We start from the raw sequence: 17,752 nt of genomic DNA on the forward strand, positions 1-17,752 counted from the left end.
TGTACGTTTGGATAAAAAAGAAACCCACTTGATCGGGCATTTAGAGGAAGTCCGGCAGCGTCTCATTAAAACCGTTATCGCCTTTCTCGTGTTTTTTATCGGCGCCTGCTGGTTTGTGCAGGATATTTATGACTGGCTGATCAAGGATTTGGATGGCAGGCTGGCCGTTTTAGGGCCGAGCGAGATTTTATGGGTATATATGATGATTGCGGGAATATGCGCCCTTACGGCAACGATTCCGGTTGCCGCTTTTCAGCTCTGGCGTTTTACGGCGCCGGCTTTGACCCCGTTTGAACGCCGCGCCGCTTTGCTTTACATTCCGGGGCTTTCGGTTTTGTTTATAATCGGAATTTCCTTCGGGTATTTTGTGCTGTTTCCGATTGTGCTCGGATTTTTAACACAATTATCCGCCGGCCATTTTGACATGGTATTTACGGCGGACAAGTATTTTACCTTTATGCTGAATCTTACATTGCCGTTCGGATTTTTGTTTGAAATGCCTCTGGCCGTCATGTTTCTGACACGGCTCGGAATCGTGAATCCAACCCGGCTGGCAAAGGCGCGGAAGCTTTCGTATTTTGTGCTGATCGTCGTCTCGGTGCTGATTACGCCTCCGGATTTTATGTCTGACTTTCTCGTCATGATTCCGCTGCTCGTCCTCTATGAAATCAGTGTGACGCTGTCCCGCATCGTTTACCGGAAGAAATGGGCCGAGGCGCCGTCTGCAGCTTAGTGAAGTTCGCCTCCGCCGGTCTCAATATCGTCCTCATGCGCCGCGGCGGTCACCGCGGCGATTTTGAGCGCTTTTGTCACGAGATCCAGGCTGAGGCTCGGCGCAGACTTTTGCAAGGTTTGCTCCGGAATGTACGGGATGTGTATAAACCCGCCGCGGATGTGCGGATGATGGCGGCTGATTTCATCCATCAGCCCGTAAAAGAGGTGATTGCATACAAACGTCCCCGCCGTGTAGGATACAGCCGCGGGAATGCCTTCCTTTTTGATTTCCTCAACGATCCGTTTGATCGGAAGGCCGGTCCAATAGGCCGCGGGACCGTCTTGAGAAATGTTTTCCCCGACAGGCTGGTTTCCTTCGTTATCCGGTATGCGCGCCTCATTGAGATTGATCGCGACCCGTTCCGGCGTGATCTGCATTCTGCCGCCTGCCTGTCCGACACAGATGATAATGTCAGGCTGATGCTTTTTGATCGCCTCGCGCAGCACGGCAAGAGACTTATAAAAAACGGTCGGCACTTGTTCAGATACGATAGAGGCAGGGCCCTCAGCGGCACCATTCAGCCGTTTGACCGCTTCCCATGAAGGATTGACCGTTTCCCCGCCGAAGGGGTCAAAGCCTGTCAGCAATACTTTTTTCTCCATATAAAACCCTCCTTTTCTTTTTACCATACTCTATAATGGACATATATTCCTGCCGAAGGGGGAAACATGTCTTGAATTCGCCTCTGGTGCAATACCGATCTTTATTTCCGGCGCTCCGCACACATACGATGCTCGCCAGCTGCTCTCAAAGCGCTCTTGCCCTGCCGGTTTCAAAAGCGATCAATGACTATCAGGAAAGCCTGCTTCAGCATGGCGGAAACTGGGAAGAAGCCATTGGACGAACGGAGCAGGCAAGGTGTGAATTTGCGAAATTGATCGGCGCCCATCCTGAAGAAATCGCCGTTTTACCTTCAGTAACGGCTGCTGTCTCTGCCGTCGTTTCTGCTTTACCGGATTGCCGAAAGAAACAGGCGGTGTATACGGAATTGGATTTTCCGGCGATCGCCCACATTTTGAAGGCACAGACTGAGATGGAGCTTTCAGTCGTGCCGTCTGAAGACGGAATGATCCCGTTAGAGCGGTATGAGACGTACATATCGGAACAGACGCTTTTCACCTGTGTGCCCCATGTGTCATATACGTCCGGTTTTGTCCAGGATATGAAGCGCATTGCCGAGATATCCGCAAAGAAGGGATCGCTTCTTTTTGTCGATGCTTATCAATCAGCGGGGCACATCCCGATTGATGTAAAAGAATGGGGAGTTGATATGCTGGCCGCGGGTGCGAGAAAGTATATGCTCGGCATACCGGGAACGGCGTTTCTTTATGTCAGAAAGGAACTTGCCGAACGGCTGAAGCCGAAAGTCACCGGGTGGTTCGGGCAGCAGCGGGCGTCGATGCTGGATTTAACCCGTTTTTCTTATGCGGACGGAGCCAAACGCTTTGAGACCGGAACCCCGGCATTTATCAGCATATATGCGGCACAGGCGGCTTTATCTCTAGTAAACGATGCCGGCACAGACCGCATTCACCGGGAAGTAAAAAAACTCAGCGCATTTGCGTATGAATACGCTTTTGAAAAAGGGTTGCACCTCACAGGGCCGCCGTCTGCCGATGACAGACCCGGCATGATCTCCATACGGGATGAAAAAGCGGCGGAAACGGCTGCGCTGTTGAGGCGGAAAAACATCGTATGCGCACCCAGCGGACAAATCATCCGGCTGGCGCCTCATTTCTATAACACGGCCGATGATCTGATGTATGCGATTGATGAACTGGCTGAAGCGCGCGGTATATAAAAAAACAGCAGACTCACGGGGAGCCTGCTGTTTTCTTATGAGTGATTCACTTTGACCCGTTTCATAAAGAAAGCGCTGATCAAGCCGATAACGGCGACAATCATCGCGAAGATAAAGGCGTGCTGGACGCCCGCAATCAGCGCGTGAGAGTATGCGGAAGGATCATTCGGGTTTTTCACGGTGCTCATATAATTCTTCTGGCCGGCTGCCATGATGCTGACCGCCACCGCAGTGCCGATTGCGCCGGCCATCTGCTGGAGCGTATTCATAATGGCCGTTCCGTCCGGATAAAATTCCGGCGGCAGCTGGTTTAAGCCGTTCGTTTGCGCCGGCATCATGATCATGGAAATGCCGATCATCAGGCATGTGTGGAGCACGACGATGAGAATGGCCGTTGAAGTGCCGGTAATGTTTGAGAAAAACCAAAGTACGGCGGCCGTGATGACAAACCCGGGAATGACAAGCCACTTCGGTCCGTATTTATCAAACAGGCGCCCCGTCACCGGAGACATAAAGCCGTTTAAAATACCGCCCGGCAGCAGGATGAGCCCGGACGTAAACGCCGTCAGCATCAGTCCGCTTTGTAAATACATAGGCAATAGAAGCATTGTTGATAAGATAACCATCATACAGATAAACACAATCACGACACCGAGAACAAACATCGGATAGCGGAAAGCGCGCAGATTCATCATCGGCTGCTTCATTGTCAGCTGCCTGATGGAAAATAAGATGAGCGCGATCGCACCGACAGTGAGCGAACCGATAACCGTCGGGCTTGACCAGCCGTCTGATCCTTCGCCCGCATTGCTGAATCCGAATACGATGCCGCCAAATCCGATCGTAGACAGAATAATGGAAAGCACGTCAATTTTCGGTTTTGTAATGTCAGACACGTTCTGCATGTAGGCGATGCCGAATAAAAGAGCCAACACAAGAAACGGCAGGGAAATCCAGAAAATCCAATGCCAGTTCAAATGCTCTAACACAAGCCCTGAAAATGTCGGACCGATCGCAGGAGCGAACATGATGACAAGCCCGATCGTCCCCATCGCCGCTCCGCGCTTATGCGGCGGAAAGATGACGAGGATTGTATTAAACATCAGCGGCAGCAGCAGCCCGGTTCCTAAAGCCTGCACGATTCTTGCCGCCAAAAGAAACGGAAAGCTCGGCGCAAGCGCTGCAATCAGCGTGCCGATAATGGAAAAAGCAAGTGAAACGATAAACAGCTGTCTCGTCGTAAACCATTGCAAAAGCAGACCCGATACCGGGACAAGAATACCGAGAACGAGCAGATAGCCCGTCGTCAGCCACTGGACGGTCGCAGGAGTGATATGTAACTCCTTCATCAGGTCAGTCAGGGCGATATTCAGCGCCGTTTCACTGAACATGCCGATAAACCCTGCCGTCAGTAAAGAAATCATGATCGGCATGACTTTATATTGTTTGGAAGGCTGAGCGTTTTCCAAAATCATTCTCCTCTCTTTCTATACGTACATGTCTCTCGTATTTTATGTCTTCAGCAGGTTCGGGATTTGTTTAGAAATATGGAGGATCGGCATTTTGTCTTTTTTGGCTAAGGACACAATGATGCCGCCTTCTATCATGGCATTTAAAACAGTGCTGATTTCCGCCGCTTTCTCATCAGAAAAACCGGCTGATCTCAATTTGCCCGCGAACAGATTCTCCCATTCCTGATAAGCGCTTTGACAGGCCTGCTGGAGCTTTTCGCTCTTTAAAGCAGTCTCGGCAGCCAGTAAACCGACAGGAAACCCTTCAAAGTTTTCCGGACATGTGAATTGGCTTGATAAGTCCTGTAAAAACGCTTGAATGCTTTCCGCAGGATCAGGATGGGCATCAAGGCTTTCTTTTATTTTCATACGGATATAATGGCTCATTTCATTGACAGCCTCAATGGCGAGCTGCTCTTTGCCGTCCGGAAAATGATAGTAAAGAGAACCTTTCGGCGCACCGCTTTCTTTAATAATCTGATTCAGCCCCGTGCCGTAATACCCCTGAAGCTGAAACAGCCTGGTTGCCGCGGCGAGGATTTTTTCACGAGAATCTCCATAGCTCATAATGTTCCCACCTTACTGATTTTTGACAAATTTAAAATATAGTGACTGGTCTATTATCTTGATTTCACATGACGGTGTCAAGGTTTTTTAACGGTTATTTTCTTCGGGAGGTTGCCTGACAAGCGCGTTGACCGGTGAGAGGAAAATCTTCATAAATAAAGAAAAGGAGAGAAAAGAATGAAAAAACAATTCATGCCCTTCATTACATTTATCACGGCTCTGCTCTTCATCGCGGCCGGCTGCTCCCAATCTCCTCAAGCGAAAGAAACACCGCCCCGGATGGCAGCCGCAGCCTCAGCGAAAAAAGACGGACTTCCGAATGTTAAAATTCTTGCCACCGGCGGCACAATTGCAGGCGCTGCTCCTTCAAAGACGTCAGCTACGGAGTACACGGCGGGGGCAATCGGAGTTGATGCCCTGATTCAGGCCGTTCCGGAGATAAAAGAGGTCGCGCATGTGAGCGGAGAACAGGTTGTGAATATCGGCAGCCAGAATATGAATAACGAGACACTGCTGAAACTTGCAAAACGGGTAAACAAGCTGCTCAAGTCTGATGATACAGACGGCATTGTCATTACACATGGAACAGACACACTTGAGGAAACCGCCTACTTTCTCAATCTGACGGTCAAAAGTGACAAGCCCGTTGTTGTCGCCGGGTCAATGAGGCCGTCCACGGCGATCGGAGCAGACGGGCCGTCCAACTTATATAACGCTGTAAAAACAGCGGCTGCGCCTGATGCGAAAGGTAAGGGGACGCTTGTCGTATTAAATGACAGAATCGCTTCGGCGCGCTATGTGACAAAAACCAATACAACCGCGGCCGACACATTCAAATCGGAAGAAATGGGTTATATCGGAACAATTGCTGATGACATCTATTTTAATAACATCATGACCCGAAAGCATACGAAGGATACAGATTTCAAGATAGACAAACTTGATAAACTGCCGCAAGTCGATATTATATACGGCTATCAAAATGACGGAAGCTATCTCTTTGAAGCTTCCGTAAAATCAGGGGCGCAAGGCATTATTTTTGCAGGCCCGGGAAACGGCTCAATGTCTGATGCGGCGCATAAAGGCGCCGTAAAGTCGGTCAAAAGCGGGCTGGCGGTCGTCCGCTCCACAAGGACGGGAAACGGAACGGTAACACCTAATCGAGAGTATGAAAAAGACCATTTGACAGCTTCAAACTCTCTCAACCCTCAAAAAGCGCGGATTCTGCTGATGCTCGTGCTGACAAAAACGCATGACCCTAAGCGGATTCAAACCTATTTCAATGAGTACTAGGAGAAGAGAACCGGGTGTTCTCTCCTTTTTTTGTTTGCCGTATTAAAGTATAAGTGTGCTTTCGGGAAAGGGGCGTCTTTCTCATTTTTCCGCCTCTTTTTCAATTGTTGAAAACAGTAAAAAATACTCTATTTTTTCCTTTTCTTCTCTAATAAAATGAAAATTGCAAAAAATTACATAACAGGAGGAAAGTTCATGAAACAAATCAAAAGCAAAATCCTAGCGATCCTTACAGTCTGCATGCTCTCCGTCATTTCCGTATTTGCCTTCCAGCCGACCGTATCGAAAGCCTCCTCAGAGCATAACCCGGTTGTCATGGTCCACGGAATCGGCGGGGCGTCCTTTAACTTCGCGGGAATCAAAACGTACTTGGCATCCCAAGGCTGGTCAAGAAATGAGATGTACGCCATTGATTTTCTGGACAAAACCGGAAACAACAGACACAATGCACCGAGACTGTCCAATTACGTGAAAAAAGTGCTCAGCGAAACAGGTGCGAAAAAAGTCGATATCGTCGCGCACAGCATGGGCGGCGCCAACACGCTCTATTACATTAAAAATCTTGACGGCGGAGACAAAATCGCAAACGTCGTCACACTGGGCGGAGCGAACGGCCTTGTGACCAACCGGGCGCTTCCGGGGACTGATCCGAACCAAAAGATTTTATATACATCGATTTACAGCTCAGCGGACTTAATCGTCCTGAACCCGCTGTCACGGCTGATCGGCGGGAAAAACGTGCAGATTCACGGTGTCGGACACATCGGACTTTTGATGAACAGCCAAGTAAACGGGCTGATTAAAGAAGGTCTGAACGGCGGCGGACAAAATACAAATTAACAGTTTCAAAGCCCCGGAGAATGAGAATATCCCGGGGTCTTTTTTTCTTCCATATTCTTTTTTCGCCGTAAACCAAGCCCTCTGAAGTTATTTTTGTTAAAATAATAAAGTTATATCAGAATTCGGAGGGTTTATTGTGGGAAAAGTGAAAAGAAATGCCCCTTGCCCATGCGGCAGCGGGAAGAAATATAAAAAATGCTGCGGAAGCAAAGAAGCTGCCATTCCGGCAGACATCGCGGCAAAAGAAGCGAAACAGATTCAGGAAAGCCTAATGGAGTACGCCTTTACAGCACATAGAGACGGCATATCATCATTTATTAACCAGCACGCGTTCATTACGGAGCTGGACAGACAGACAAAAGACATCGGAGTCTTCAACCTCGGCATCTGGGGAATTTTCTTCCGTCCGCTGGCAGGCGGCAAGACGATTTTTGAAGAATATCTTCAGAAAAAAGCCGGCGGCATCAACCGCCCGAAAACACGGGAAATCGTTGAATCATGGAAAAGCATGACACCTGCCGTTATGGTGCTTGAAGATGTGAAAGAAGGAATGATTCACTTTGAAGATGTGATGACGAAAAAACAATTCAAAGTGGAAATGGACGTCAGCCAGCAGGATCTTCCGCCGGCGGGAAGCCTGATTCTCGGCTATCCGATCCACGAAGCGGAAAAAGCGGAGTTCTTCATGCAATTTACGATCTTCCCTGTGAAGCGGACCGAAGCTCTAATCAGCAAAGTGAAAAAGGCGGCTGCCCCGGCTCTTGCGGAAGGAAAATCGCCTGAGCGCTTTATGCAGGACAACTTCGACATTGTGCTGGCCGCTCTTTTAGGAACGGCGGAAGAGCCTGAGCAGGCTGCTGAAGAAAAACAGACAGAGTGGGCCAACGACATGGAAAAGGAAACGGCAGACGCTATTGAAAAAGGCCTGAGCGGGGATGAATACCCGGCTGAGCTGGTTCCGGCCGTAATTGATCTGTGGAAAACGTTCTGTATCAAAAAAACACCGACGATCAGAAAGCCTGAAGCTTTCGCGGCGGCGGTCGAATATTACGTAAACAGCATTTCTCTGAACGGCGCGTCCGTTTCTCAAGCCAAGCTGGCGAAGAAGTACGGCGTCAGCGCCTCAACGATTTCCAGCCGCTATAAGGAAATCGAGGGTGCTCTCACGGATGAAGCCGAACGCTTCGCCGCAGCTCTGACATCTTAATACACAGCCAAAAAAACCTTGAAGGGCAAACGCTTTTCAAGGTTTTTTTTGCAGATAGGCTCTCAGGCAGGATAATTCTTACCGTCTATCTAATACTAAACAGAGCGATAAAAGGAAGGGAGCCTGAGCCATGGATGAGACACGTACGCTGGGCAGGACGGATTTACGGGTAAAGCGTATCGGTTTTGGCGCAAATGCGGTCGGAGGACATAATCTGTTTCCGAATCTTAATGATGAAACGGGAAAAGAACTCATCCGCACAGCATTGGACGGCGGCGTCAATTTTATTGATACGGCGTTTATATACGGTTTGGGGCGTTCCGAAGAGTTAATCGGTGAAGTTGTCGCAGAGCGCGGCGTGCGGGACAGCCTCGTGATTGCGTCAAAAGGCGCGCATAAAGAAGTCAACGGACAAATCGAGCTGGACAACAGCCGTGAATTTCTCCGGAGTGAGGCGGAAAACAGCCTGAAGCGGCTGAAAACAGACGTGATTGATTTGTATTACGTCCACTTCCCTGACGGCAAAACACCGCTCTCCGAAGTGGCGGGCACGCTAAAAGAACTGAAGGACGAAGGGAAAATCAGAGCAATCGGCGCGTCCAATCTCAGCTTCCGGCAATTGCAGGAGTTTAACGCCGACGGCTATTTAGAGGTTTTTCAATCGGAATATTCACTGATTCAGCGTGAGGCGGAGCATGATCTGCTGCCTTATTGTGAAAAGAACGGCATTTCCTTTATTCCTTATTTTCCGCTTGCTTCCGGCTTGCTGACGGGAAAGTTTACAAAAGACACAGTCTTTGAGGACAACCGAAAGAACAGGCCGCCGTTTCAGGGAGAAGCTTTTCACCAAAATCTGGAGCGAGTGGATAAGCTTCGGGCCGTTGCGGAGGAAAAAGGGGCGCAGACAGCGCATATCGCACTCGCATGGCTTCTGTCGCAGCCGGCGGTGGATGCGATCATTCCCGGAGCCAAACGCCCCGACCAGCTGAAACACAATCTGGACGCGCTTCATGTGCAGTTAACCGAGGATGAGGTTCAATATATCAGTGACATCTTTAAGTGAAAATAAAAAAAGGAAATAGCCTGCGCTATTTCCTTTCTTGTTGTCAGGACGTTTTCAAAAACGCTTCTGTCAATCCTTCCAGATCGGCGTCTGTATCCAGATACCACTGGCCGCGGGCGTTTTTCTTCATCTCAATTTCTCTTGTAACAGAAGAAGAAGCCGGTTTCAGGCGCATAAACTCTTCCGGATAGACAGAAAGCAGGTGGCTGACAATTTCGTTTTCATCAGCATCAGGGTGCTTTCCGGCATAGTCTTGCACGCGGTCTTGCAGCTGGCCCGCAAGCGGAGACATATCAAGCGGCGTCACTTTTGCTTCAAGGACGGCTTTTTTGCCTGACATGGACTTGGTATGCACCTTGAGCTCTGTGTTATCCCGAAGCGCTGATGACATGGCGTCAATAATAGCGGAAATGGCTTTTGAATCCGCCTGTTCTTGTGATATGCCTGCAGAAGCGATAAAGCTGGCTTTCGCCGATTCCTGATATGCGGCGGCCGTCATTTTTTCATTTACACCGGTCAGGCGGGTGAAATCTTTATTGTGCTTGCCGTACAGCATCACATCAATGTATGCGGATAATGCGTCCGCCGGGTCAGGTTTTGCGTTGGAGGCTGTGCCTTTGACTTTCAGTTTATAAGATAAAGGCTTCGCGTCTTTTGCCTGCGGCTGATATACCAATTCATAGGATTTGCCTTCGTCAGCCGTGAAGTACAGATTGCCCGTCACTGTCTTACCCGCATGAAGCGTGCCGCTCTGCATCAAGTCTTCCTTATCGGTCTTGGCTGTTTTCGCGTCATCCTGATAAAGCGAGAAGTCGCTGCTTTTGACGGTAAGCGGGTCTTTGCCCGTATTTTTGACGGTGACCGTTACTTTCAGCGCGGCCGGATGTTCAGTATCGTCTGAAGCGGCCCATGCCGTCTCTTTTATTTTCACTTTCGCCGTGCTGCTTTCCTGGCCGCCGCTCGTTTCGCTGCTGCATGCGGCGGTAAATGCCGTGAGAAGCAGAATGAAAAACACGGCGCTCATTTTTTTGATGGACATCTGGTTTACCCCCTGTTGTTAATGATTAATTCGATAGTCATGAAGATGGACAGGTTAATTATACTAGTTTTGTATAAAAGAGTCTTGGTAATCATCAATCTTTTTGGAAGAAAAGGAAGTGTTATGATGAAAAAAGAAGAGTTGAAACAGCTGGCTCTCCGAATCGGAGACGTACCTGCCCGCTACGAGAGTAATGTGGAAGAATACCAGGAAGATGAGGTTCTGTTTTGGTGGGAAGATAAGAATGATCCGGAAGCCGGCATCATGGTCGAATTAGACCGGGACGGAAAACTGAAATACTTATCCCGTCCGGCTTTCCAGACTGATCTGCCGCCTCTTTCGGAATCGGACATAGAAAAACGGATGCGGGCGTTTTTAGAAACCCATCGTCCGGGGGCATTGGCTGAGTTTGAACCGGAAAAAAACGGACCCGCGAATGATGGCGATGTGAGATATTCCTATGTTCAGATGGCTGACGGTCTGCCGCTTCCGCTGACCGGGTTTTACATCGACCTGGCTGTGACAGGGGAAGTAACCGGCTTTTCTTACCATGGGAAGGCCGATGATCTGTTAAGACCGGAGACAATTGCGGACGAGCGGGAAGCATTGGCTCACTTTGTCAAACATATTGAAGCAGAGCTGTTGTTCACCGTCCTGCATCAGTCCGTCTATGTGCAGGGGGATGACAAGCCCCATCTCGTCTATGAAATCGTGTCTCCGACGCGGCCGATATCGGCCGACCTGAAGGAAGAGAATGTAGAATTAGACGAATATGAAGAGCTGGAAGACGACACGCGGCCGTATGTCCCGATTTCACGCCCTGCACCTGAAGCGGAAAAGTTGAGCATCAATGACATGATCGGGCTGCACGACGGTTTTTATAAAGAGAGGGAAAGCGATCTTGGAGAGGGCTGTATCGGCGTTGCCTGGCGTCCTGAAAAAACAAAATCCGTACGGGAAGATAAAAGCTTTGAAAGTCTGTTTAAAGAACGGAATGAACACGTATTGAAAACAAGGTATGATAAAGAATCGGGCCGGCTCACCGGGGTGATGTCATTTATAAAAGTTGAAGGCGAACCGGTGTTTTCCGAGGAAGAATGCCATCACATGGCCATCCGCTTTTTATTCGCCATGTTTCCGGAAGCGGATCAGTATTTCCGGGTTCAATATGATGAGCCGGATGATGAAGGAGAAAACGTGGGACTTACATATAAGGCTTGTTCGGGCGGCGTTGATTTGCGATTCGGAGAGGGGAGAATCTGTGTCAGCAAAAAGACGGGTCTTGTCACTTTTTATATGCCGCCGGAAATTGATCCGAAAGGGCTCCAGGAAATCGATCCCGTTCCTTCATTGACAATGGAAGAGGCGAAGGACGCGATCCGCCGGGCCATCAAAGCCGAGCTCGCTTGGGATCGTTGTTACGATGACGACAGCTGCGGAAAAGTGTACAGGCTCGTATACAAGCCGGTTTTCCCGCGGTTTATTGAGGCTCATACAGGGGAAGCGATCACGAGTTTAATAGGCTGAAGGTCATGGTCGTTCGTCCCGGGGCTTTCACGGGGAATGTGACATTTGTATGAAAAAGAGCCGCTCTGAATACGGCTCTTTTCCCTCTTTGCTAAAAATAGACACATAAAAGGCACTTTCTTCCCTTTAAAAGGATAAGGACGTTTTTATATAATAAAAAACAGTTCTTTTTTATACACTCTTCTGAAAGGATGACCCCATTGCTGAAAGAACATCTGAGAAAAAAAGCGCTGGAAATCGGGAACATACCGCCGGACTATGAGCTTGAAATAGAAGATTATGATGAAAAACAAAAAACGAAAGCCTATTATATATGGAAAGATCGTAACCATCCGGATAAAACGGTCACGATTGAGCTGGGCGACGACGGATCTTTGCTTACCTATTCACGCAACGACTGTCCGGGTTCAGACATGCAGCTGTCAGACGCCGAATTAAAGCTGACGGCTCTTCGGTTTGCGGCGAGACACCGCCCGCTAACTTTTATGAATTTCATCTTTCAGGCGAGGGAAGAACGCAATGGGTGCATCCGATTTATCTATACAAAAAAAGTGCTCGGCCGGCCGCTTCCCGATTCAGGTTTTTTCGTTGATGTAACCAGGAGCGGCTTCGTCGTGCAGTTTATCTATTACGGGGATAAGGGTGAAGCGCCCGTCCCGGAAACATTCGTCGATCGGGAAAAAGTCGTCTCGCATTACATGAGTGTGCTGACATTCAGTCTCGTCTATGATGTGGTCAATTTTGAGAAAATACCGCGTCTCGTCTATGAACCGATTCTGCCGGCTTACAGCTATCCGGCCGGTGAAGATGATATCGTGCCGGATCAGCAGCTTTGCGAAGACAGGAATGAGCCGGCAAAACCGCTTCCCGCGTTTGAACATAAACGGGAAATCAGCCTGGATGAATTAATGGGGTTTACCTCGGATATGGTTCAGACGCGCCGGCGCGATCTCGGGGATGAGATCGGAACGACATGGCGGAAAGGATCGGTTCCGGAACGGAAAGATTTGAGTATCGAAAGCTATTTTGAAAGCAGCAACAAAAATACAATGAAGATGAAAACGGACAAAAAGACAGGGAAAATGACAGCCTTTAAATCTTTTATTGAGCATCAGGGCCCGGCCTTTTATTCTGCGGAAGAGTGTGAGGCCGTCGCGCTTCGATTTTTATACAAGCTTTATCCGAGAGCGGACGAGTTTTTTAAAATTAACCCGCTGAAAACGGACGGAAGAGGCAGGTTCCGCTTCCATTTTTCCATATGGCATCAGGATATTCCGCTGCGGTTCGGCGCTGCGAGAATACTTGTCAGTCCCGTAACGGGGCTTGTGGAAGCTTACATGGCGCCTGACATTGACCCGGAGCAGCTGGAGAAGATCAATCCGGTGCCGGCCGTTACTCCCGAAGAAGCAAAGGCCGCTTTTTTATCCGATTTCCATCTGCGGCTGGAGTGGCAGCGCGATTTTACGCCGTCCGGCAATGAAGGATATAAGCTTGTGTACAGGCCTGTCTATCCTCCGTACATTGATGCGCAAAAGCGAAAAAAGAAAAGGTTTTATTAGCCAGGGATCATTTGTAAATGAGGATAATCTTTAAAGCCTCTCCAATCGCCTCCCCAATCAAAACCGAGCGTTTTGGCAATCGATACGACCTCAAGCCAATCGGGCGTGCCGTTTCGGTTTCCGTCGTACGTCATATCCCAAATCAGGCTTCCATCCTTTTTTTGCAGGGCGAAGTCGATCGCAAGGCCGTAATTGTGGTAAGATTCCCCGCCTTTTGCGTAGGTGACGATATTTCCTTTTTTTGAACGTCCTTGACGGTACAATTCGTTTTGTTCCTCAATTGATCTGAAACCCTCTGTGATAACGACGGTGATGCCTTTGTTCAGAGCGGCCGTCTGCAATAGCTCCGCATTCTGTTTCACGAGCGGATGAAGAGCGCTTGGAATGGCTCTGTCTTGTAATGCCGTCTGCGGCCTCAATTCTTTCTGCACATAGGAAAAACATAGGTCTGCGGAAAAGAAGAGGATCAAAAGCAGCGCAATTCTGACTGGTCGTTTCATGGTGAATTCTCTCTTTCTTTAATTGAGTAAAATCTTTGTTTGCTCACTGCCATAAATTTGCTATGATAAAATATAACATAATTAGTAGCCGGAGGAAGGAGGCGAATCTATGAAATCCAAGATTCCATCTGAAGAAGTGGCCGTAAAGATGAATGAATGGTATAAGCTGATCCGCGCGTTTGAAGCCGATCAAGCTGAAGCGCTGAAGCGGGAGATTCAATATGAACTCGAAGATATGGAAGAGAACCAGGATTTATTGTTGTATTTTTCATTGATGGAATTTCGGCACCGCATCATGCTGGATAAATTAAAACCCATGAAAGACGGCGACTGCCAGCCTCCGTTCTCTGAAATGCTCACTGAGATTGAGATGAACCAGCAAAAGCTGACCGGCTTACTGGAATATTATTTTTACTATTTCAGGGGAATGTATGAATTTAAGCAGAAAAACTTCATCTCAGCGATTTCTCATTATAAGCGGGCTGAGGAAAAGCTTGAATATGTGGAAGATGACATAGAGAAAGCCGAGTTTCTGTATAAAATTTCTGAGGTGTACTATCATATCAAGCAGACTTTCTTTTCAATGAATTACGCGGGGCAGGCGCTTGATATTTACAAGAAATATGAATTATACGGAATGAGAAGGGTGCAGTGCAAATTTATCATTGCCGGAAATCTGATGGACGCCCAGCAGCATAAAAAAGCGCTGGAATACCTCGAATGCGCCTTGGAACACGCGGAGCGGCTTGATGATCAATATATGATTGCTGCGGCCTATTATAATATCGGGCACTGTATGTACAGTCTGGGTGACTTTTGCAAGGCGGCGGAGGATTTTGAACGGGCGGCTGCCGGATTTGAAGCACACAGCTTCCGGCAGGTCATCCAGGCTGTTTTTTCACTCACGCATATCTACTTTAAAACGGAAAAATACAGTGAAGCCGCCGCCAGCTGCGCGCGGGGCATGAGAAGCGCGGCGGAGTGGGAAGATGAGATCTATATGACGAAATTCCGTCTGATTAAAGAGCTTTATCAGGGGGAAGGCGGACAGGATTCGCTCAAAGAGTATTTTGACATCCTGGAATCAAAAGAGCTGTTGGCTGACACAGAGGAACTGCTTCAGGACGCGGCTCATTTCTTTCATAAACGGGAGAACTACAAAGCGGCATCTTATTTTTTCAGCAGGCTTGTCGGCGTGCAAAAAAGGCTGCAAATGAACAACTACGCATAATGAAAAAAAGAACGAGGGAGCTTCGGCTTCATCGTTCTTTTTATGATCTCTTTTGTTTTCGGCCGATCAAAACCGGGTACATGCTCTGTATTAACATCAGGGAGGAAATGAGACAATGTATCAGGATTTACAGGGAAAAACAGCGATCGTAACAGGTTCTTCGAAAGGAATCGGAAAGGCCATTGCCGAACGCTTCGGCAAGGAGCGGATGAATGTGGTTGTGAACTACCTCGGTGATTCCGCCGGAGCGGAAGAAGCGGCGGACATCATTGAGAAAGCGGGAGGCCGAGCCGTCACCGTAAAAGCCGATGTATCCTCAGAAGAAGGGATTCAGGCGCTGTTTGATGCCGCCCAGGAGCATTTCGGGGGTGTGGACGTGATGGTCAACAATTCCGGCTTTAACGGGGCCGAAGCGATGCCCCATGAAATGAGCCTGGAGGATTGGCAAAGGGTCATCGACGTCAACGTGACCGGCACCTTTTTGGGGGCGAAAGCGGCACTGAAACATATGCTCGAGCGCGGCAAAAAAGGAACTGTCTTAAACATATCGAGCGTTCATCAGCAAATCCCGCGTCCTGAAAACGTGCAGTACTCGGCATCCAAAGGCGGGATCAAAATGATGACGGAAACGATGGCGCTCAATTACGCAGACAAAGGCATCCGGGTGAATGCCATCGCTCCCGGCACGATCGCCACGGAGTCCAATAAGGATCTGGAAGATGAAACACATAAACAGGCCCAGCTGAAAAAAATTCCGATGAACGCCTTCGGAAAACCGGAAGAAGTCGCCGCGGCCGCCGCATGGATGGTGTCGGAAGAAGCGAGTTACGTAACCGGAACGACACTTTTCGTCGACGGAGGCATGACGCTTTATCCGTCTCAGCTGGACAGATAAAAGAGAGGGGGAAACCTTCTCTTTTTTGTTTAGGGAAGGATCATAAAGGAAATGGTTCTCTAAAAAACAGGAGGGCCGCAAGATGAATGACTGGTGGAAAGACGCCGTTGTCTATCAAATCTATCCGCGAAGCTTTCAAGATACGAACGGCGACGGCATTGGCGACCTGCGGGGGATTATCGCGCGTCTCGATTATATAAAAGAACTTGGCGCTGATGTGATATGGATCTGCCCGATTTACCCGTCGCCAAACGTCGATAACGGCTACGATGTGACGGATCATCAAGCGATTATGGAATCTTACGGAAGGATGGAGGACTTTCACGATCTGCTTACAGAATGCCGCAGCCGCGGATTAAAGCTTGTGATGGATTTCGTCTTAAATCATACCTCCACGGAGCATCCTTGGTTCAAAGAGGCGGAAATGAATCCGGACAGCAAATACCGCGATTATTATATTTGGCGGCCGGGCACCGCGGCCGGCCCGCCGACCGATTGGGTGTCGGATTACGGACAATCCGTCTGGCAGTACGAAGAACATACGGGCGAATATTACCTGCATATGAACGCCGTCAAACAAGCCGATCTGAATTGGGAAAATCCCGAGGTTCGGCAATCAGTATACGAGATGATGAGATTTTGGCTCGATAAAGGCGTGGACGGATTGCGTATAGACCAGCTCCATCTTCTGTCAAAAAAAGAATATTTGCCGCCATATGAAGATTACATCGCCCGCCGGGCCGATCCGAAGCCTTTTCGGCCAAACGGGGCACGGATACATGATTACTTAAAAGAAATGACGAAAGAGGTATTTTCCAAATATAACGTGATGTCGGTCGGCGAGGCCGGATCAGTGACGCCTGAAGAAGGGCTGGTCTACACGGGAACCGATGAGCATGAACTGAATATGATTTTTCATTTTCAGCATATGGAGCTTGATCAAAAGCCGGGCCAAGAGCATTGGGATGTAAAACCGCTTGAGCTGTCCGATTTGAAGAAAGTGCTCACAGATTGGCAGGAAAAACTGGAACATCGAGGCTGGAATACGCTGTATTGGTGCAATCATGACCAGCCCCGGATCGTATCCCGTTTCGGAGACGAAGGCACATACCGCAAAGCATCCGCCAAAATGCTTGCCGCCCTGCTTTATTTCATGAAAGGCACGCCGTACATTTACCAGGGGGAAGAAATCGGCATGACAAACGCTCCGTTTGACAGAATAGAGGATTATCAAGATATTCAGACCATCAATATGTATCATAAAAGGGTATTTGAAATGGGCCGGAACAGGGAAGAAGTCATGGCGTCCATTATGGCGAAAAGCCGGGACCATGCCCGTACACCGATGCAGTGGGACGGCAGCAAGAATGCCGGATTTACGGAGGGCGAACCGTGGCTCGCGGTCAATTCCAATTACAAAACCGTCAATGCGGCCGAGGCTCAGGATGATCCCGATTCTATATTGAACTTTTACAAAAAACTGATCCGCCTGCGAAAACAGTATGCTGATATCATAAAAGGCAGCTACACGCTGCTGCTTCCTGATGACCCGCAGCTGTTCGTGTATGAAAGACAGGCAAACGGACAAAAACTCATGTCCATCAGCAACGTATCGAAAGAAGAAGCCGCTTTTTATTGGCCGGACGGTTCCGAACCTGAAAGGGCCGAGCTGCTTCTCAGCAACTATGATAATGACAGCGGCACGGAATCCCGCATCACATTCCGCCCATACGAAACAAGAGTTTATCTGCTTGCCTGATATGTGATAGGACTCCCCCGTCCATACATGGCGGGGGCTTTTTAGATAAATTGGATATCAATTTAGAAAAAAATATCTTGCAAAACGTAATTACTTCGTTTTATTATGGTATAGGTAACAAATGAACGAGAAAGTACGCTTTGGAAATCGTTATCATTCTGATTTACAGAACAGGGGGAAACGGC

The 17,752-nt window shown here is 48.7% G+C and carries 16 protein-coding genes; 11 read left to right on the forward strand and 5 right to left on the reverse strand.

What is annotated here, in order from left to right; genetic code table 11:
* The first annotated feature begins 7 nt into the window (after nucleotides 1-7).
* Entirely contained in the window at nucleotides 8-733 is a 726-nt protein-coding gene (gene tatC, locus BGM27_RS17580) for a twin-arginine translocase subunit TatC (protein ID WP_007409026.1), read from the forward strand.
* Here the strand turns inward: tatC and pcp are convergent.
* On the reverse strand, nucleotides 730-1,377 hold the full coding sequence (gene pcp, locus BGM27_RS17585) for a pyroglutamyl-peptidase I (protein WP_007409027.1): 648 nt from the start codon (nucleotides 1,375-1,377) through the stop codon (nucleotides 730-732). The genes tatC and pcp overlap by 4 nt on opposite strands.
* A 71-nt stretch (nucleotides 1,378-1,448) precedes the next feature.
* Between pcp and BGM27_RS17590 the strand changes: the two genes are divergently transcribed.
* Nucleotides 1,449-2,576 carry an aminotransferase class V-fold PLP-dependent enzyme gene (locus BGM27_RS17590; RefSeq protein WP_007409028.1) on the forward strand — a complete coding sequence of 376 codons (1,128 nt, stop codon included), beginning with the start codon at nucleotides 1,449-1,451 and terminating at the stop codon, nucleotides 2,574-2,576.
* Nucleotides 2,577-2,611: 35 nt separating this feature from the next.
* Here BGM27_RS17590 and lmr(B) read toward each other — a convergent pair whose 3' ends face one another.
* Together lmr(B) and lmrA are read right to left on the reverse strand one after the other, a co-directional pair.
* Nucleotides 2,612-4,051, reverse strand: coding sequence for a lincomycin efflux MFS transporter Lmr(B) (gene lmr(B), locus BGM27_RS17595; protein ID WP_032865253.1), 1,440 nt, complete (start codon nucleotides 4,049-4,051; stop codon nucleotides 2,612-2,614).
* Between the two features lie 36 nt (nucleotides 4,052-4,087).
* Nucleotides 4,088-4,654, reverse strand: a complete 567-nt coding sequence (lmrA, locus tag BGM27_RS17600) for a transcriptional regulator LmrA (RefSeq protein WP_007409030.1) — start codon at nucleotides 4,652-4,654, stop codon at nucleotides 4,088-4,090.
* A 177-nt stretch (nucleotides 4,655-4,831) separates the two neighbouring features.
* Between lmrA and BGM27_RS17605 the strand changes: the two genes are divergently transcribed.
* The 4 genes from BGM27_RS17605 (at nucleotide 4,832) to BGM27_RS17620 (ending at nucleotide 9,057) form a co-directional block, all read left to right on the forward strand.
* The gene (locus BGM27_RS17605; protein ID WP_007409031.1) at nucleotides 4,832-5,947 is read left to right on the forward strand and encodes a type II asparaginase; all 1,116 of its coding nucleotides are present in this window, start codon (nucleotides 4,832-4,834) and stop codon (nucleotides 5,945-5,947) included.
* A 195-nt stretch (nucleotides 5,948-6,142) separates the two neighbouring features.
* Nucleotides 6,143-6,787, forward strand: a complete 645-nt coding sequence (gene estA / locus BGM27_RS17610; protein WP_007409033.1) for a lipase EstA — start codon at nucleotides 6,143-6,145, stop codon at nucleotides 6,785-6,787.
* A 136-nt stretch (nucleotides 6,788-6,923) separates the two neighbouring features.
* Nucleotides 6,924-7,994 carry a helix-turn-helix domain-containing protein gene (locus tag BGM27_RS17615; RefSeq protein WP_007409034.1) on the forward strand — a complete coding sequence of 357 codons (1,071 nt, stop codon included), beginning with the start codon at nucleotides 6,924-6,926 and terminating at the stop codon, nucleotides 7,992-7,994.
* Between the two features lie 130 nt (nucleotides 7,995-8,124).
* Nucleotides 8,125-9,057: an aldo/keto reductase gene (locus BGM27_RS17620; RefSeq protein WP_007409035.1), complete on the forward strand. Its 933-nt coding sequence runs from the start codon at nucleotides 8,125-8,127 to the stop codon at nucleotides 9,055-9,057.
* Nucleotides 9,058-9,100: 43 nt separating this feature from the next.
* On the opposite strand, the gene BGM27_RS17625 is transcribed toward BGM27_RS17620, so the two are convergent.
* A complete protein-coding gene (locus tag BGM27_RS17625; protein WP_007409036.1) occupies nucleotides 9,101-10,096 on the reverse strand; it encodes a DUF5105 domain-containing protein in 996 nt (331 codons plus the stop codon).
* A gap of 126 nt (nucleotides 10,097-10,222) precedes the next feature.
* Here BGM27_RS17625 and BGM27_RS17630 point away from each other — a divergent pair, with 126 nt between their 5' ends.
* Together BGM27_RS17630 and BGM27_RS17635 are read left to right on the forward strand one after the other, a co-directional pair.
* Nucleotides 10,223-11,623: a YcdB/YcdC domain-containing protein gene (locus tag BGM27_RS17630; protein WP_007409037.1), complete on the forward strand. Its 1,401-nt coding sequence runs from the start codon at nucleotides 10,223-10,225 to the stop codon at nucleotides 11,621-11,623.
* 200 nt (nucleotides 11,624-11,823) lie between these two features.
* Nucleotides 11,824-13,182 (forward strand): YcdB/YcdC domain-containing protein, encoded by a 1,359-nt coding sequence (locus BGM27_RS17635; protein WP_007409038.1) that lies wholly within the window; start codon nucleotides 11,824-11,826, stop codon nucleotides 13,180-13,182.
* Here the strand turns inward: BGM27_RS17635 and BGM27_RS17640 are convergent.
* Nucleotides 13,179-13,682 (reverse strand): peptidoglycan L-alanyl-D-glutamate endopeptidase CwlK, encoded by a 504-nt coding sequence (locus BGM27_RS17640; RefSeq protein WP_007409039.1) that lies wholly within the window; start codon nucleotides 13,680-13,682, stop codon nucleotides 13,179-13,181. The two genes, BGM27_RS17635 and BGM27_RS17640, sit on opposite strands and share 4 nt — an antisense overlap.
* 109 nt (nucleotides 13,683-13,791) lie before the next feature.
* Here BGM27_RS17640 and BGM27_RS17645 point away from each other — a divergent pair, with 109 nt between their 5' ends.
* From BGM27_RS17645 to BGM27_RS17655, 3 genes are all read left to right on the forward strand, one after another.
* Nucleotides 13,792-14,913 (forward strand): response regulator aspartate phosphatase, encoded by a 1,122-nt coding sequence (locus BGM27_RS17645; RefSeq protein ID WP_007409040.1) that lies wholly within the window; start codon nucleotides 13,792-13,794, stop codon nucleotides 14,911-14,913.
* A gap of 115 nt (nucleotides 14,914-15,028) precedes the next feature.
* Nucleotides 15,029-15,808, forward strand: coding sequence for a glucose 1-dehydrogenase (locus BGM27_RS17650; protein WP_007409041.1), 780 nt, complete (start codon nucleotides 15,029-15,031; stop codon nucleotides 15,806-15,808).
* A gap of 82 nt (nucleotides 15,809-15,890) precedes the next feature.
* Nucleotides 15,891-17,567 (forward strand): glycoside hydrolase family 13 protein, encoded by a 1,677-nt coding sequence (locus BGM27_RS17655; protein ID WP_007409042.1) that lies wholly within the window; start codon nucleotides 15,891-15,893, stop codon nucleotides 17,565-17,567.
* The last annotated feature ends 185 nt before the right edge of the window (nucleotides 17,568-17,752 follow it).

Origin of the sequence: Bacillus sp. FJAT-27001, from assembly GCF_019039175.1 — a bacterium.
Classification (GTDB): Bacteria; Bacillota; Bacilli; order Bacillales; family Bacillaceae; genus Bacillus; species Bacillus velezensis.